The following is a 16,272-nucleotide window of genomic DNA, read 5'->3' on the forward strand; positions in this document are numbered from 1 at the left end:
TTAATTTTAGCTTTGTCAAATTATATTCAATAAAAATTGGATAAATGAGTCTGAAGCCCAGAAGAAGGCTCCAAAAAAGGCCATGACCCCAAAGACTGTCAATGTATTCTTTCTCATATCCTTTTTAGTTGGCCATGTTGTTTCTTTTAATTCATGTTTGACTTCTCCAAAAAATGTTTTTACTTTACTCATCCTGATAATCGCTCCTTCCTTTTCTGTGCTTGATTCAGTTTATTTCGTTTCTCTGTGTAAGGTATGTTTTTTACAATAGCGACAATATTTCTTTATCTCAAGGCGTTCTGTACGAATTTTGGTTCCTACTTCTTTTGAATAGTTTCTTGAACCACACTCTGTACAAGCCAGTGCTAATTTCTTTTTCACTTCATTTTCCTCGCTTCTAGCGTTTAACTCACAATAAGCCTATTATCCTGTTAACTTTACCACCTAAGGTATTCTGTGTCAAACTCATTTAGTCTACTTTTTCAAAGTCATCATCACTGATGTTAACGTCCTCTACAATATTATCTGAAGCATATACTTTGGAATCATTCGTGATATAAATCACATCTACTCCATCCAGATTATTAATGTAATCCAGTCCATCTTCTACTCCTAAAGAGAAAGCAATATTGGCAAGCGCATCTGCATCGGTTGCATTGTCTGCTATAATACTCAGACCGGAAATGTTATTGATAATCGGGAAACCCGTTTCTGTATCCATTAAATGATGGTAGTGCTCGCCGTCTTCCTCAAATGTGCGTTCATAAATACCCGATGTCACAATGGCTTTATCAGATATAGGAACTAATCCCAATATCTCTCCTCTTCCACCGTACGGGTTTTGAATACCGACGTTCCACGGCTGGTCTACTCCTCGCGTACTGTTTCCGACGACCACAATGTCTCCACCTAAGTCAACAATAGCTGTGTTGACGCCTTCTTCAACTAGCACCCGTGCTGCTTCATCCGTGATATATCCTTTTGCAATGGCTCCTAAATCCAGAATCATGCCTTCTTCCTGTAGAAAGATGGTCTGGTTTTCTTCATCTAATTCAATTAAATTGTAGTCAACTAATTCAAGGGCCGCGTCTAACTCCTCTTGCTCAGGCACAGCTGCATTCTCTTGACCGATATTCCATAAACTAGTGACCACACCGATTGTCGGGTCAAAACTGCCATTCGATTCTTCGGCGTATGCGAGGGCTTTTTCCATGACATAAAACACTTCGTCTGTTACTTCGACTGGAGAAATACCTGCCTGACGATTCACTTCTGAGATTTCTGAATCGGGGTTCTGCATAGCAAAACGCTCATCTAAATCAGCTACTCTTTCGAAGGCTTTGTCCATCGCTGGTTCTTTTCCTTCATTATATACCTTTATATTTGCAACGGTTCCTAATAAAAACTCTGTTCGTTCATAAGGCTGTTCAGCCAGTCCTCTTGGGTCTTCTTCTTCACATGCGACTAAAGTAAGGGCGATTAGTGGGAGTAAAAAGACAAGGGCTTTTTTAAGTGGATGTTTCATACATCATTTTCCTTCCAATTCATTTTCTCTGTACATCTTACAGCAAAAGTGCTATTCTGTCTATGTTTTCACAAAGTAGTTGAGTGATAAATGTTACGAATTTGTTAATAGTATCACTTTCCTATTTATGAGATAATAGGTATGACTATTATAAAGAGAAATGATGATGAAAGATGAATCGCACACAAAAAATGATATACATCTCCCTGTTATCAGCTCAAGCCGTGATATTAGGTTTGGTTGAACGCAGTATTCCGTTCCCCTTTGCTTTTGCGCCGGGAGCAAAATTAGGAGTGGCTAACTTAATAATCATAGTAGCCATTTATACCTTACCTTTAAAGGACAGTTTTAAATTGGTGTGGATGCGTTTATTAATGACTACATTACTTGGCGGAACCTTGTCCACCTTCTTGTACAGTACAGCAGGGGCACTACTTAGTTACTTTGGTATGCTTATAGTCAAGTTTGTAGGCGGGAAGAAAGTGAGTATTATTGGGATAAGTGCAGCTGGAGGCATATTACACAACTTAGGACAGCTCATTGTAGCTAGTACCATAGCCCAGACATGGACTGTTTTATTATATCTCCCCGTGTTATCCTCGATGGGTATTCTAAGTGGAATAGCGATTGGCATTGCCGCTAACTTTTTAATTGAACATGTCTCAACCATACAGAAATTCCGTAATGACTTAGAGAAAAAAAGCACCAAGCACACTAAGAATGCTTTTAAAAGTGTGAGTTAATTGAATAATGAAAAACAAAAAAGCCTTGAACAAGGCTTTTTTTACTTTACATGGATTGCCCTTACATATAAATTCAGTCATTGTTCTTTTCTTATGTAGATTACCAGAAGTGTCTTTTAAACTTGTCTGTGCACCGGTGTCTTGCACTCATCGCCTGCTCTCTGTCACAGGGAATCATTTCAGCAATTTGATCATAACTATAGCCTAAATATTGGTACTCATACACTTTTCTTTCAAAAGGAGAAAGATCTGTGAAGAACTCTTCCAATGTTTCTTTCATTATAGGAACAGACGACGGATCTATGTTATCTGATTTGCCTATCAAATGGTAACCTGTCTCTTCTATTATAGAGTCGAGTGAGAGTGATTCTCTATCTGATTTTCGTTTAATCGTATTATTCATCCGCATTAAACGATTGAAGTGATTATCTAAACATAAGCTGACATATTGATTGAAGCTCATTCCCTTATTTAATACAAATCGTTTAACTGACAGTATCAATACTAAACTCGCTTCTTGATAGAGGTCTTCTCGATCATACCCTTTAATAAAACACCGATAAGTTGAACGTGTGAGAAGACTTTTACACCTGTCCATTAAAAGAGGATAAAGATCCGTTTCACCGGATTGTATTTTTAAAACTAATGCATCTGTTATTGGATCACTAATATCTTTGTAGACTTTTTTATTATTATTTTTATCTGAATTTGAAACAATCAACACCCCTTCTCATCCCTCTTTTTTATTCATGATATCAGAACAGTTAAGGTTATTTCGGCATCCAATGTAAGCGTTTAAATAATTATACTTCTTTTGCAAATGCAAAGTCACTTCATTATTCTATTTCGTGAGTAATTTCTCATAGAATCGTCACAAACATGACTTATTTATCTTAATTATTGAATTCTACACTAATTCCATCTGTTTTCATATACATGAAAATGAGTAAAATAAAAAGAGCCACTTGAGAGTGAGCTCTTAAACATTAAACATCCTTATCATTATAGGATTTTTTTATCATTTGATAATACAAGTCTTCCAGCTGCTTTTTATGTTCATCAGTCAAGGGGGAGTTTCGTCTATTATTTTGCATCCGGTAGATGGTGGCATCGATAGCGATGTTCTTCTTCGTCCGTTTGATGTCTTTAAATAATTCATTAGCTGATTTTCTGGTAGCCCCTTTTTGAAAGATGATCCATTGTTCAGCTAAATCGGACGTCGCAACCTGGACATTCGATATCAGCAGATTTTCTTCTCCTACAGACCGTTCGATGTAACTGTCTGCTGTTTCTCCTTCACTCGTGAAGATAACCTCGACTTGGAACTTATCATACCGATGCTGAACACCAGGAACAAGCTGAGCATCAAAGACTAATTTGATTTGAATGCCTTCATATTTAGCGTAGTTACTCAGCTCATGCAACAATAAATCTCTGGCATCAGCCATTTTATCCTGATTTTTTAGCCTCACTAGCTCTGGCCAGGCACCTATCATGTTATACCCGTCTACATATAGTATTTCTTTTTTCACGAAATCCCCCCTTTCATCCTTAACTCATCCATCTATTTCAATCAATTATCTACAAAGAATGCCTTTTACGGTACACTTCATACATTAATAGACCTGTAGCTACTCCAGCATTTAAACTTTGGACATTGCCGACCATTGGAATAGAGAGTGTTTCATCCACTTTCTCTTTCACTAATCGAGATATGCCTTTCCCTTCATTGCCAATAACTAAACCGATGGGTGAAGAAACATCCCACTGTCTGTAGTCTTTCCCTTTCATATCTGTTCCAAAAATCCATAAGCCTCTGTCTTTCAGTTCATCTATCGTCTGGGATAAATTAGTGACACGGGCAACTAATACATGTTCAATCGCTCCTGCAGACGCCTTTGCTACAGTAGAAGTCAGCCCTACGGCTCTTCGTTTAGGAATAATGACACCGTGAGCGCCACTCGCATCTGCTGTCCGTAATATAGAGCCGAGATTATGCGGATCTTCAATTCCGTCCAGTATTATAAAAAAGGGTTCTTCCTTTTTCTCTTCTGCTTTTTCAAATAACTCATCAATAGACGCATAATTGACCGGGCTCGTTGCTAAAATAACCCCTTGATGGTTCCCCCCATCAGATAATGTATCTAATTTTGTCTTAGGTACAAAAGATAACTGAACTTTTCGTCTTTTCGCTTCGTCTAAAATACCTGCTATCTTGTTGCCAGCTAAACCGTCTTGGATAAATAACTTATTGGCATCGCGATCAGATTTCAATGTTTCTAAAACCGGATTGCGTCCAATAACCATTTCTTCATCGGTCACATCCTGTTGTGCGGCCTTTTTATCAGGCTTTCTATTTCTTTTAGATGGTTTTCTTGACATCCCTCATGCTCCTTTCACTGTTTTTCTTCTATTCTGTCTATACACCATATGATTAATTCATTTAGGCGTTCATGCTGATCGGTTAAATACAAATAGCCCATTAAAGCTTCGAAGCCTGTCGACTGACTGTAGGTTTGAGTGTCGGCATTCTTAGCTTTTGAGTGACTCTTTGCATTACGCCCTCTCTTAAAGTAATCCCATTCTTCATCGGTTAATTTATCCTGCTCTTGAAATTTATCGCTCAAGTAAGCTTGTCCTTTAGCTGAGACATACTCAGTTGCCAACCTATGCAGCATATGAGGTTTGGTTTGTCCTTTAGATATAAGATGCTCTCTAATGGCTAATTCATATACGGCGTCCCCCATATAAGCTAGCGCCAGGCCATTTAATAAACGGGGATGCTGACTGTTACTCATTCGCCGAGCCTCGTCTCCATCTAATCCCTTGAGGTGTGTCTTCTAGAAGGATGTTTTCCTCACGTAATTGATCTCTAATTTCATCCGCACGGGCAAAGTTCTTCTCTTTACGCGCTTCTTCTCTTTCTTGAATCAGGGCATCAATTTCTTCGTCTAACAAATCATTGTCTAACGTTAAGTCAATGCCGAAAACGGCCATCAAGTCTTTTAACAGTGAAAGGCTTCTTTCTAAGCCTTCTTGTGTAACAGACTCACTTTCTACATATCTGTTTATATAACGCACTAAGTCATAAATGACTGTTATCCCATTTTGAGCCTGAAAATCATCATCCATTTGCTTAATAAAGGCTTCTTCAAAGGCCTTTAAATCCGCTAAGGTTTCCTCTGCCGACTCGTGTGGAACATTTCCTTGCCCTAATCGGTGAGCGGCATTGAAATAAGCCGTTTGTATACGATTTAAATTCGTCCGAGCTTCTTCTAAAGCAGCTGTAGAATAATTAATGGGCCGTCTATAGTGTGCAGTAGCCATGAAGAATCGTAGCACTTTGGGGTCATGCTGTTCTCTCAAGTCTTTCACTAACACGACATTACCAATAGATTTACTCATTTTTTCATCATTCATTGTGACAAAGCCATTATGCATCCAATACTTTGCAAAAGGGACATCTGTTTTAGCTTCCGTCTGGGCTATTTCATTTTCATGGTGAGGAAAGGTTAAATCTTGTCCACCAGCGTGAATATCAATCGTCTCTCCCAAATACTTTGTAGCCATAACAGAACATTCAATATGCCAACCGGGCCGTCCTTTCCCCCATGGAGAATCCCAGCTGATTTCTCCTTCTTTAGCTGCTTTCCATAAAGCAAAGTCAATAGGGTCTTCTTTCTTTTCAGCTTCTTCACCTGTTCGGTTGCTGGCGCCTAACTCTAACTCGTCAAGGGATACGCGGCTAAGTTTGCCGTATCCTTCAAACTTTCTTGCCCGATAATAGACATCTCCATTTACTTCATAAGCAAAGCCCTTTTCAATCAGTGCTTCAACAAAGGCTATAATGTCCGGAATATTATCCATCACACGCGGCGCATGATCAGCTGGCTGGACATCCAAGGCTTCTGTATCCTCGTAAAAAGCTTGAATAAACCGGTCTGCCACTTCTGGAGCCGTCTGGCCCAATTCATTAGCTGCTTTAATGATTTTATCATCCACGTCTGTAAAGTTAGATACATAATGTACGTCAAATCCTCTATAGGACAGATACCGGCGGACTGTATCAAACGCGACAGTACTTCTAGCATTTCCTATATGAATATAGTTGTAGACAGTGGGTCCACAGACGTACATTTTTACCTTGCCTTCTTCTAAAGGTTCAAATTTTTCTTTTTGTCTTGTTAATGTATTATACACTTGAATCATAAACGACTCTCCCTCCCAATGCTGTAGTCAAGAAACAGTAAGCAAAAGCCATACAACCACTTTAAGAAAGTCCCGGTTGTATGGCTTGACAGCTTTCTTATCTTGCATTCATACGTTCGTTTAATTTATCCATTCTTTTGCTTTTGAGATATTACGCAAGGCTTTCTCTTTGCCTAATAATTCAATCGCATCATTTAACTGCGGACCATGTTGTTGTCCCGTTGTAGCCACGCGAATAGGCATAAAGAGATTTTTCCCTTTGACACCTGTCTCTTTCTGAACAGCTTTGACCGCTTTTTTAATCACACTGGCTTCAAATAAGTCAATCTCTTGGAGTTGTTTTTCAAAAGCTTCGATAACTGTCGGAACAGTCTCGCCTTTTAGAATGTCTTTTGCTTCTTCTGTCCATTCGATTGAATCTTCAAAGAATAATGTAGCTAATTGAGGCAGTTCAGCCGCATAGCTCATTTGATCCTGGTATAAAGCGACTATCTTTTTAATCCATTCTCCTTTTTCAGGACTTGGATTTTCTTCCACATAACCCGCTTGGACTAAATGAGGGAGTGCTTTTAAAGTCAACTCATTCACATCCATTTCTTTCATGTACTGATTGCTGATCCATTCCAATTTTTTAGAATCGAATGCAGCCGGGGAAGTGCCCAGTCGCTTATAATCAAACATGTCCACAAATTCTTTCTTCGAAAAGATTTCTTCTTCGCCGACAGGTGACCAGCCAAGCAGCGTAATAAAGTTGAATAACGCTTCTGGCAGATAGCCCAGATCTCTATACTGTTCAATAAACTGAAGAATCGTTTCGTCTCGCTTACTTAGTTTTTTACCTGTTTCTGCGTTAATAATTAACGTCATATGACCAAATACAGGGGGCTCCCAACCAAAGGCTTCATACACCATCATTTGTTTAGGGGTATTCGCAATGTGATCATCCCCTCGAAGCACATGAGTAATGTCCATATAATGGTCATCCACCGTTACCGCAAAGTTGTAGGTAGGCATCCCGTCTCGTTTACGTATGACCCAGTCTCCCCCTACTGATTCGGCTTCAAAAGTAATCGTTCCTTTTACCATATCATCAAACGTATAGGTTTCACCTTTAGGTACACGAATACGGATGACTGGAGTAATTCCTTGCTCTTCTTTTTCTTTCTGTTCAGAGGCGCTTAAATGGGCACACTTTCCGCTATAATGAGGCATCTCTCCTCGAGCTCTCTGTGCTTCACGTTCCGCTTCTAATTCTTCTGTTGTACAGTAGCATTTGTATGCATGATTACTAGCCAGAAGTTGGTCAATCAATGGATCATAGATGTCTTTTCTTTCTGATTGACGGTATGGCCCATAAGGCCCCCCTATATCAGCACTCTCATCCCAGTCTATACCTAGCCACTTTAGATTATCTAATTGACTTTGTTCTCCTGTTTCTACGTGTCTTTTTTTATCAGTATCCTCAATTCGAATAATAAAATCGCCATTATTGTGGCGTGCAAATAAATAATTGAAAAGGGCTGTACGTGCATTCCCAATGTGTAAATGTCCAGTTGGACTCGGTGCATAACGTACACGAACTTTTTCTGCCATAATGAACTCTCCTTTTAATTTTACAATAGTCTTAACTTACCATTTTAATTGTCTTTCTGCCACTCGTTACAGCTTGAATAGACGTTTATATTAATTAAACCATTTTTTAGCTATCACTTGAGCCACTTCATAATCAAAGGGTGTCGTTATTTTCATATTCTCTCTGGTTCCTTCTACAACCTTTACCTTATAGCCCAACCGTTCTGCTAGTTCTCCTTCTTCATTCCCATAAAAATTCTCTGAGACAGCTTTATTCATCGCCTCTTGAATCACTTTTTTTGAAAAGACCTGAGGTGTTTGAATATGCCAGACATGGGGTCTATAAAGAGAAGCTGATACATAAGTGTCTTTAACCATTTTCATTGAATCCGTCGCTGGAATAGCCAGTGTGACGGCCTCAGTTTCCTTTACTGCATCCATTAAAGAAGCAATGAGGTCAGGGGTGATAAAAGGGCGAGCCGCATCATGTATAAGAACACGATTGTCTTGATTTTCCATCGCATCCAAGGCGTTTTTCACACTGTCTTGGCGTTCTTCTCCTCCATATACCCACTGAATCTTATGAGGAATGGTAGAATAAACAGTAAGTAAAGCCGCTATTAAGGTTTCTTTTTCTTGTTCATTGACTACAAACCATATAGTCAGACAGTGGTCATCTTCTAAGAACAATCGGAGGGAATAATCAAAAACCGGTCGATTATTCAGTGTTTTAAGAATCTTATTTTGCCCTTCTCCTCCATTTAAACGTTTGGAAGAGCCAGCTGCGAGTAAAACAGCCTCATAATTTTCACTCATTTGAACCTTCCCCGTTATTTATAGACTTTTGATTGTTAGACAGCTTAGCGAAAATCATTCGTCCGGCATTCGTCTGCAGGGAGCTCGTAACAATCACATCGACTGTTTCGTTGATGTGGTATTTTCCTTCTTCCACAACAATCATCGTCCCATCTTCCAGGTAGGCCACGCCTTGACTTCTTTCCGTTCCGTTTTTTACAATCATTACTTTCATTTCTTCTCCAGGAATCACAACGGGTTTAACAGCATTAGTCAATTCATTGATATTCAGTACAGGTATATTTTGAAACTCAGCGATTTTATTTAAATTGTAATCGTTCGTGACGATCATACCATCCATATCTTTCGTTAATTGAACTAATTTCAAGTCGACTTCTTCTGTATCTGGATACTCACGGTCATCTATCTCCAGAGTAATTCTCTCTTCTTTCTGTAAGGCGTTGAGTATATCTAAACCTCGCCTTCCTCGCACACGTTTCAAACTGTCTGATGAATCAGCGATATACTGCAACTCTTTCAGAACATAATGGGAGACAACCAGTATCCCCTCTAAAAATCCCGTTTGAACGACTTCAAGAATGCGTCCGTCTATGATGGCACTGGTGTCCAGTATTTTATACTTGCGAAACGTTTCGCCTTCTTTTCTTTCCAGCACCTCTTCATTTTCCGATTTGTTCGTTTTCGGTGAAAATAAGCGTCTGATCTCTTCTCTTCTCATCGAAGTCAGATCAAAGCCAATATACGCAGCAGCAATAGTCAGTATAATGGGAACCACGTCACTTATTATAATCATATCCAGAGCAATTAATGATAAATTAACTAACCAAGCAAGAATAAGTCCAATAATCGCACCGATGCTTCCGAACATGAGATAAGGCATACTTAATTCACTAAAGGTTTTTTCGATTTTCGAGAATCCTTTTTCGATTGGTCGAACCATTTGTAACCCAATGATATAAAAAATAATCACACCCACTATTAACCCCATAATGGGATGCAATATCCATCGAGGCGCACTTTCCCAGTAGCCTAAGAGCTCAGGAAGAAAATTATATCCTAAACTGCCCCCGACAAGCATAAATGTTAATAGTATTAGTTTTGACACCATTCAATCCCTCCATTTCTCCTTTTCTGATAGGTTTTGTAAGTCTCACTCTAATAGAAGAACGAGAAGCGTCCGTTTCCCATCCCCTTCTCTTTCTTCTTTTAGTATAGCAATAGTTTAAGAAAATGCGGTTTTAATTGCTTCTGATAAGGTGGTGCACCCGATGATTTGTATATTCTTAGGGAATGTCCACCCATCCATATTGTTCTTTGGAATAATTAATCGTTTGAATCCCAATTTAGCCGCTTCATTCACTCGCTGCTCAATTTTTGATACGCGCCTAATTTCACCAGTTAATCCAATCTCTCCAATGAAACAGTCTGTCGCTTTCGTCTGCTTTTCTTTGTAGCTGGAAGCGATACTGATGGCAATAGATAAGTCTATAGCAGGTTCGTCTAACCTTACTCCACCTGCGGCTTTCAAGTATGCATCTTGATTTTGCAAGAGCAAGCCTGCTCGTTTTTCTAAAACGGCCATGATTAATGACACTCTAGAGTGATCTAATCCACTTGCCGTGCGTCTGGCATTGCCAAAAACCGTCGGAGTAATGAGGGATTGTATCTCTACTAAGATGGGGCGTGTGCCTTCAACAGCCGCAACAATGGCTGACCCTGTTGCTCCGGACAAGCGCTCTTCTAAAAACAGTTGAGAAGGATTCAATACTTCTTCCAGTCCACCGTTTCTCATCTCAAAGACGCCAATCTCATTGGTCGAACCAAAACGATTCTTTACTGCTCTTAAAATTCTAAACGTATGGTGTCGCTCACCTTCGAAATACAGCACCGTATCCACCATATGCTCCAACATCCTTGGACCCGCAATCGCTCCTTCTTTTGTTACGTGACCCACTATAAAAATAGCAATGTCATTCATCTTAGCAATTTTCATTAAAGAAGCCGTCGATTCTCTTACTTGCGACACACTCCCCGCAGCACTATCGATATCCGAATGATGCATGGTTTGAATAGAGTCTATGATGACGAAATCTGGTTTGAGTTGTTCTATGGTGTCTTGGATAGCTGTTAGTTCTGTTTCTGCATAAATGTAGAAATCTGTTCCTCTAAGCTCCAGTCTCTCTGCTCTCATCTTAATTTGAGACGCACTTTCTTCACCTGAAACATACAATACTTTACCGCCACCCTGATTCAACTGAGCAGACACTTGAAGAAGTAGCGTTGATTTTCCAATACCCGGATCTCCACCGATTAAAACGAGTGAACCAGGAACGACCCCTCCCCCTAATACGCGGTTAAATTCGCCTAATTTAGTAAGGACACGCTCTTCTTTTTCAATTGTAATATCTGTTATAGCTTCTGCTTTAGATGCCTTACCAGACATCGTTATTCTGTTTCGGCTATCTGACTTCTCAGGCAGTCTTTCTTCTACCATTTGATTCCATGCTCCACAGCTTGGGCACTTGCCTAAATACCTAGGCGATTCATATCCACAATTTTGACAGACAAACACGGTTGCTTTCTTTTTTGCCAATACACTAACCCCTTAATTTTGTTTATCTTCCAGAGGAACCGAATCCTCCCGTACGTACAGAAAACTCATCTGATTCCTGATCTATGACTTCGTATTTTGAGAAAATACCTTGAGCAATGCGCTCTCCTTTTTTAATATGAACATCATCTAAACCATAATTTATTAACTGGACAAAAATCTCGCCTTCATTGCTCTCATTTCCATAATAATCTGAATCGATTACGCCGATCCCATTTGGAACAGCTAACTGTTTCTTCATAGGGTTGCTAGACCGATTAGCCAAAAGTAAGTATTCATTGTCCGGCATATAGGCTTTAACTCCTGTAGGAACTAACGTGGAACGCATGGGATGGTCTTCAGACAAGGTCTCACTTTGCATCGCTTTAAAAATGGATGGAATCACAATATCAACGGCTGCTGTTAAATCATAGCCTGCTGAACCTTTCGTTGCTCTCTTGGGTAAAGAGATGGATTGCCCTTTATACTTTGAAACAATTTCAAATCCTCTAGTTTTATTCATAATAAAATCTGCTTCCTTTCAAAAAATGAAGCAGTCATTGTTCCCCTTTCTCATTGACTCTATTAATACTTCTATTTTACACTAAATCAGCTTTAACTTAAACCTGCCATATCATATTCCCTAAAGAAAAGCTGTTCTAAAAGGATTGTATAAGGGTATCATTTTCTTTGGCTTTAATAATTGGTCTCATTGATGAAAACAATTTTGTAGCGTTTCTTCACTCTGATGACTCGGTATGTTTAAAAATATTAAAGGAGGCAGTATTATTATTTTAATACAAAATAGTGAGGGTATAGTGAATATTTATAGAGGGTAATAAGATTAAAAATAAAAAACCTCTCTGAATATACAGTGTATATCAGAGAGGAAAAAAGGGGGCTATTTTATTACAACAAATGTAATCTCAGATTAACGGATTACTTCAGTTGTTTCAGGATCGAAGAAGTGTGATTTACCCATGTCAAATGCAAGATCGATTGTTTCACCTGGTTGGTGGAAGTCACGTGCATCAACTCGAGCAATAAACTCTAAATCTCCGACTTGAGAGTAAAGCATTGTTTCTGATCCTAGTAACTCAGAAACCGTTACTTTAGAAGTAACAATTGTATTAGGTGAAGCATCTAATGCAACTTGTTCACTCTTAATGTCTTCAGGACGAATACCAAATACTAATTTAGCTCCATCTTTGAATCCATGTTCATGTAATGTATTTAATTTTCCTTGAGGAACTTCAATTTCTAGTCCATCACCGTTAGTAATCTTGTTTCCGTTTAAAGTAACATCAAAGAAGTTCATAGCTGGTGATCCAATGAATCCTCCAACGAAAATGTTCACTGGTGTGTCGTACACTTCTTTTGGTGTACCAATCTGTTGGATAAATCCGTCTTTCAAGATAACGATACGGTCAGCCATTGTCATCGCTTCTGTTTGGTCGTGTGTAACGTAAATAGATGTTGTATTTAAGCGTTGGTGTAATTTTGCAATTTCCGCACGCATCGCTACACGTAATTTAGCATCTAAGTTTGATAGAGGCTCATCCATTAAGAATACTTTAGCATCACGAACAATCGCACGTCCTAAAGCTACACGCTGACGTTGTCCACCAGATAAAGCAGCTGGTTTACGATCAAGCAACTCAGTTAAGCCTAAGATACCAGCAGCATTTTCAACACGCTCTTTAATTTCAGCTTTTTTGTATTTACGTAGTTTTAATCCGAAAGCCATGTTATCAAATACAGTCATATGTGGGTATAGAGCGTAGTTCTGGAAAACCATCGCAATATCACGGTCTTTAGGAGCAACGTCGTTCATCATTGTGTCGCCGATCCAAAGTTCTCCGTCTGTAATTTCTTCTAATCCAGCAATCATACGTAGAGTTGTAGATTTCCCACAACCAGATGGTCCAACGAAAACGATAAACTCACGGTCTTTTACTCTCATATCGAAGTCTGATACCGCAAAATCGTCCACGTTATCGTAACGTTTATAAATGTTTTTCAATGCAATTTCTACCATTGTAAAGTCACCTTTCTTATTTTGAATTTTATGATTCCTAGTCTTGACAGAACCAATACATTAAGTTGTTTACAAATCTCATTATATTGTAAACGCTTTTTGCATTCTATGGAAACGTGCACAAATATACAGGGAATTTTTTGTGCACAATTACTAAGAAGATTAAACTTCTATAATATGATCTTTTCCACCTTGATTATTAAGCGTTTACAATGTATAATATAACTGAACAAATATGTGAAGGAGTGATCGTATGTTTCAATTAAAGGATAGAGTAGCGATAATCACAGGTGGGGCTTCAGGTATAGGACTAGCGACTGTGGAATCCTTTTTAAATAAAGGGTCGAAAGTTGTTTTAAGTGACTTTAATGAAGAGGAAGGACGAAAGCAGGCAGAGCGGTTGAAAGACAAAGGAGACGTTATCTTCATTAAAGCGGATGTCTCCAAAGAAGAAGAAGTAAAAGCATTGATTGAACAGACTGCTGAACATTTTGGCTCTGTCGATATTCTTTTTAATAATGCTGGTATTGGTGCACAGGGAGAAATGCATGAGCTCACATATGAGGAGTATCAGAAGGTCATTCGCATCAATCAGGACGGTGTTTTCTTCGGATCAAAATATGCCGTTAAAGAAATGAAAAAAACGGGTGGTGGGGTCATCATCAATTGCGCATCCATTTTGGGCCTCGTAGGTGAGCCTACAGCTTATGCTTATAACGCTTCAAAAGGCGCTGTCGTTTTAATGACTAAGTCTACTGCCCTTCAGTATGCTAAGGATAATATCCGATGTGCAGCAGTAGCTCCTGGATATGTAGAATCGGGTATGGTCAACAAAGAAGCATTGGGTGAATACTATGATCATCTAGTAGATAAGCACCCGATAGGAAGATTAGGTGTACCTGAAGAAATCGCCCATACAGTAGTCTTTATTGCAGAAAATGAATTTTTAACCGGTATTACTATTCCAGTTGATGGTGGATATACTTCACAGTAAAGATAATACAGTAAAGAAAACAGTCTTTAAGTCTTACTGACTTAAAGACTGTTTTCTGTTCGCCAACTTGATTGACTTACCTTTTTATTCTCTTTAAAATAATAAGAAGACCTTATTGAGAGTTACTAAATGTTATTTATATGGAGAGAAGATAATGACCTATTCATTTTTAGAACCCTATCAATTTAATAACGGACTGACTTTAAGAAATCGTGTACTGATGGCTCCAATGACCACCAGTTCCAGCTCCCCTGAAGGAGAGGTATCAGAAGAGGAGTTAATTTATTATTTAGTTCGCTCTAGCGGTCCTGGCGCTGTCATTACTGCTTGTGCTTATATAGCTTCTGAAGGACAAGCTTTTCCCAACGGCATGAGTGCTGCTAAAGATAGTCACATCGATGGTCTCCGAAAATTAGCACAAGTCATCAAATTGCAAGGTTCTAAAGCCATCCTTCAATTGTATCACGGTGGTAGAATGAGTCAAAAACAGTTTAATGGCCACCGTCAACCGGTATCTCCCTCACCCATTCGTGCCGAAAGAAAGTGGGCAGAGATGCCAAAAGAATTGACGGATGGAGGCATCAATATTCTCATTCATCAGTTTGGGGCAGCCGTTAAACGAGCTATTGAGGCGGGGTTTGATGGAGTCGAGTTACATGGAGCTAATACGTATCTTATTCAGCAATTCTTTTCTCCTCATTCGAATCAACGAAAAGATAAATGGGGAGGCTCTTTAGAAAACAGATTAAGATTTCCTATCGCATTAGTGAAACATTGCCAATCTATCATTAATGAATACGCTGATAAACCCTTTTTATTAGGCTATCGTTTTTCTCCAGAAGAAATAGAAGAACCGGGTATAAGATTAGATGATACTCTGATTCTATTAGATGCTTTAATAAATGAAAATATCGATTACCTGCATATGTCTGTTAATTATTATTACCAGCCCTCACTAGTAGGCTTTAGAGAATACGCTAAGCAAATCCCTAAAGAAATTGGTGCATATATAGATAATAGAGTCCCTTTAATTAGTGTAGGCTCAATCAAGGACCCATCGGATGCTGAAGAAGCTCTTAAATTCTCTGATTTAATTTCATTGGGTCGGCAGCTGATCATTGATCCAAAATGGGTTCAGAAAGTACAGAATGACGAAGAAGAGACTATCAATACTTCTTTATCCCTATCTAAAAAGTATACTTATACTATCCCTGAACCTCTATGGCAGATGGTTTCCGCGTCTAGAAATTGGTTCCCTATCGAGAAATAAGATGCTATTTTTTTACGAAGTGTTACTAATAGCTCATTCATGATAAAATAGAGTAAGAGAAATCAATAGAGAAAGGATTATGATTAATGAATATTACAATAACCGATAAAGCAGTTCAATGGTTTGAATCAGAAATGCTTCTTGATAAAGGAGATGCTGTTCGTTTCTTTGGCAAAGTTTACGGAAAAACAGAAGTGCATGAAGGCTTTTCTGTTGGCATGAATGCTGAACAACCTCACAGTGATGTGATTGGGAAAACTGAAATCAATGGAGTCACCTATTTTGCTGGTACGGAAGATGATTGGTTCTTTAGTGGATATGACTTAGAAGTAGATTATGATGAAGAAAGAGATGAACCCATTTATCATTTTCATGAGAATTAAAAATACGTTGGGGAAAATTATCCTCAACGTTTTTAATTTGCTTATTTTAAATTTACGTACAAAAAAACTCCGCAAGCAGGGCTCGAACCTGCGACAACACGATTAACAGTCGTGCGCTCTACCAACTGAGCT

Annotated in this window: 18 protein-coding genes; 4 read left to right on the forward strand and 14 right to left on the reverse strand. The window is 38.8% G+C overall.

Translation table 11 applies throughout. The features are described 5' to 3' along the window. Nucleotides 1–15: 15 nt before the first annotated feature. The 3 genes from secE to ABDZ53_RS06095 form a co-directional block, all read right to left on the reverse strand. Nucleotides 16–192, reverse strand: coding sequence for a preprotein translocase subunit SecE (gene secE, locus ABDZ53_RS06085; protein ID WP_343754714.1), 177 nt, complete (start codon nt 190–192; stop codon nt 16–18). A 39-nt stretch (nt 193–231) separates the two neighbouring features. Next, the gene (rpmG, locus tag ABDZ53_RS06090) at nt 232–381 is read right to left on the reverse strand and encodes a 50S ribosomal protein L33 (RefSeq protein WP_343754716.1); all 150 of its coding nucleotides are present in this window, start codon (nt 379–381) and stop codon (nt 232–234) included. Between the two features lie 88 nt (nt 382–469). Further along, the gene (locus tag ABDZ53_RS06095) at nt 470–1,525 is read right to left on the reverse strand and encodes an FAD:protein FMN transferase (protein ID WP_343754718.1); all 1,056 of its coding nucleotides are present in this window, start codon (nt 1,523–1,525) and stop codon (nt 470–472) included. Between the two features lie 173 nt (nt 1,526–1,698). Between ABDZ53_RS06095 and ABDZ53_RS06100 the strand changes: the two genes are divergently transcribed. Next, nucleotides 1,699–2,268 carry a Gx transporter family protein gene (locus ABDZ53_RS06100; protein ID WP_343754720.1) on the forward strand — a complete coding sequence of 190 codons (570 nt, stop codon included), beginning with the start codon at nt 1,699–1,701 and terminating at the stop codon, nt 2,266–2,268. Between the two features lie 100 nt (nt 2,269–2,368). On the opposite strand, the gene ABDZ53_RS06105 is transcribed toward ABDZ53_RS06100, so the two are convergent. The 11 genes from ABDZ53_RS06105 to ABDZ53_RS06155 form a co-directional block, all read right to left on the reverse strand. Further along, the gene (locus ABDZ53_RS06105; RefSeq protein WP_343754722.1) at nt 2,369–2,992 is read right to left on the reverse strand and encodes a sigma-70 family RNA polymerase sigma factor; all 624 of its coding nucleotides are present in this window, start codon (nt 2,990–2,992) and stop codon (nt 2,369–2,371) included. Between the two features lie 262 nt (nt 2,993–3,254). Further along, on the reverse strand, nt 3,255–3,800 hold the full coding sequence (locus ABDZ53_RS06110; RefSeq protein ID WP_343754724.1) for an NYN domain-containing protein: 546 nt from the start codon (nt 3,798–3,800) through the stop codon (nt 3,255–3,257). Nucleotides 3,801–3,849: 49 nt separating this feature from the next. Continuing rightward, entirely contained in the window at nt 3,850–4,650 is an 801-nt protein-coding gene (gene rlmB / locus ABDZ53_RS06115) for a 23S rRNA (guanosine(2251)-2'-O)-methyltransferase RlmB (RefSeq protein ID WP_343754726.1), read from the reverse strand. A gap of 14 nt (nt 4,651–4,664) precedes the next feature. Next, entirely contained in the window at nt 4,665–5,066 is a 402-nt protein-coding gene (locus tag ABDZ53_RS06120; RefSeq protein WP_343754728.1) for a Mini-ribonuclease 3, read from the reverse strand. Next, nucleotides 5,059–6,477, reverse strand: a complete 1,419-nt coding sequence (gene cysS, locus ABDZ53_RS06125; RefSeq protein ID WP_343754730.1) for a cysteine--tRNA ligase — start codon at nt 6,475–6,477, stop codon at nt 5,059–5,061. Before cysS ends, ABDZ53_RS06120 begins: the two co-directional genes overlap by 8 nt. 120 nt (nt 6,478–6,597) lie before the next feature. Further along, complete coding sequence (gltX, locus tag ABDZ53_RS06130; RefSeq protein WP_343754732.1) at nt 6,598–8,070, reverse strand: glutamate--tRNA ligase; 1,473 nt, start codon at nt 8,068–8,070, stop codon at nt 6,598–6,600. 90 nt (nt 8,071–8,160) lie between these two features. Next, on the reverse strand, nt 8,161–8,865 hold the full coding sequence (ispD, locus tag ABDZ53_RS06135) for a 2-C-methyl-D-erythritol 4-phosphate cytidylyltransferase (RefSeq protein WP_343754734.1): 705 nt from the start codon (nt 8,863–8,865) through the stop codon (nt 8,161–8,163). Then, entirely contained in the window at nt 8,858–9,973 is a 1,116-nt protein-coding gene (locus ABDZ53_RS06140) for a PIN/TRAM domain-containing protein (RefSeq protein WP_343754737.1), read from the reverse strand. Before ABDZ53_RS06140 ends, ispD begins: the two co-directional genes overlap by 8 nt. Before the next feature lie 114 nt (nt 9,974–10,087). Further along, the gene (gene radA / locus ABDZ53_RS06145; protein WP_343754739.1) at nt 10,088–11,458 is read right to left on the reverse strand and encodes a DNA repair protein RadA; all 1,371 of its coding nucleotides are present in this window, start codon (nt 11,456–11,458) and stop codon (nt 10,088–10,090) included. A 22-nt stretch (nt 11,459–11,480) separates the two neighbouring features. Then, on the reverse strand, nt 11,481–11,978 hold the full coding sequence (dut, locus tag ABDZ53_RS06150) for a dUTP diphosphatase (protein ID WP_343754741.1): 498 nt from the start codon (nt 11,976–11,978) through the stop codon (nt 11,481–11,483). Between the two features lie 408 nt (nt 11,979–12,386). Then, a complete protein-coding gene (locus ABDZ53_RS06155; RefSeq protein ID WP_343754744.1) occupies nt 12,387–13,493 on the reverse strand; it encodes an ABC transporter ATP-binding protein in 1,107 nt (368 codons plus the stop codon). Between the two features lie 253 nt (nt 13,494–13,746). Here ABDZ53_RS06155 and ABDZ53_RS06160 point away from each other — a divergent pair, with 253 nt between their 5' ends. The 3 genes from ABDZ53_RS06160 to ABDZ53_RS06170 all read left to right on the forward strand — a co-directional run bounded on the left by ABDZ53_RS06160 (nt 13,747) and on the right by ABDZ53_RS06170 (nt 16,140). Then, a complete protein-coding gene (locus tag ABDZ53_RS06160) occupies nt 13,747–14,487 on the forward strand; it encodes an SDR family NAD(P)-dependent oxidoreductase (protein ID WP_343754746.1) in 741 nt (246 codons plus the stop codon). 154 nt (nt 14,488–14,641) lie between these two features. Continuing rightward, nucleotides 14,642–15,757 carry an NADH-dependent flavin oxidoreductase gene (locus ABDZ53_RS06165; RefSeq protein WP_343754748.1) on the forward strand — a complete coding sequence of 372 codons (1,116 nt, stop codon included), beginning with the start codon at nt 14,642–14,644 and terminating at the stop codon, nt 15,755–15,757. Nucleotides 15,758–15,843: 86 nt separating this feature from the next. Next, nucleotides 15,844–16,140, forward strand: a complete 297-nt coding sequence (locus tag ABDZ53_RS06170; RefSeq protein WP_343754750.1) for a HesB/YadR/YfhF family protein — start codon at nt 15,844–15,846, stop codon at nt 16,138–16,140. Nucleotides 16,141–16,272 lie beyond the last annotated feature (132 nt).

It is taken from the genome of Alkalibacterium iburiense (genome assembly GCF_039521845.1).
GTDB classification, from domain to species: Bacteria; Bacillota; Bacilli; order Lactobacillales; family Carnobacteriaceae_A; genus Alkalibacterium; species Alkalibacterium iburiense.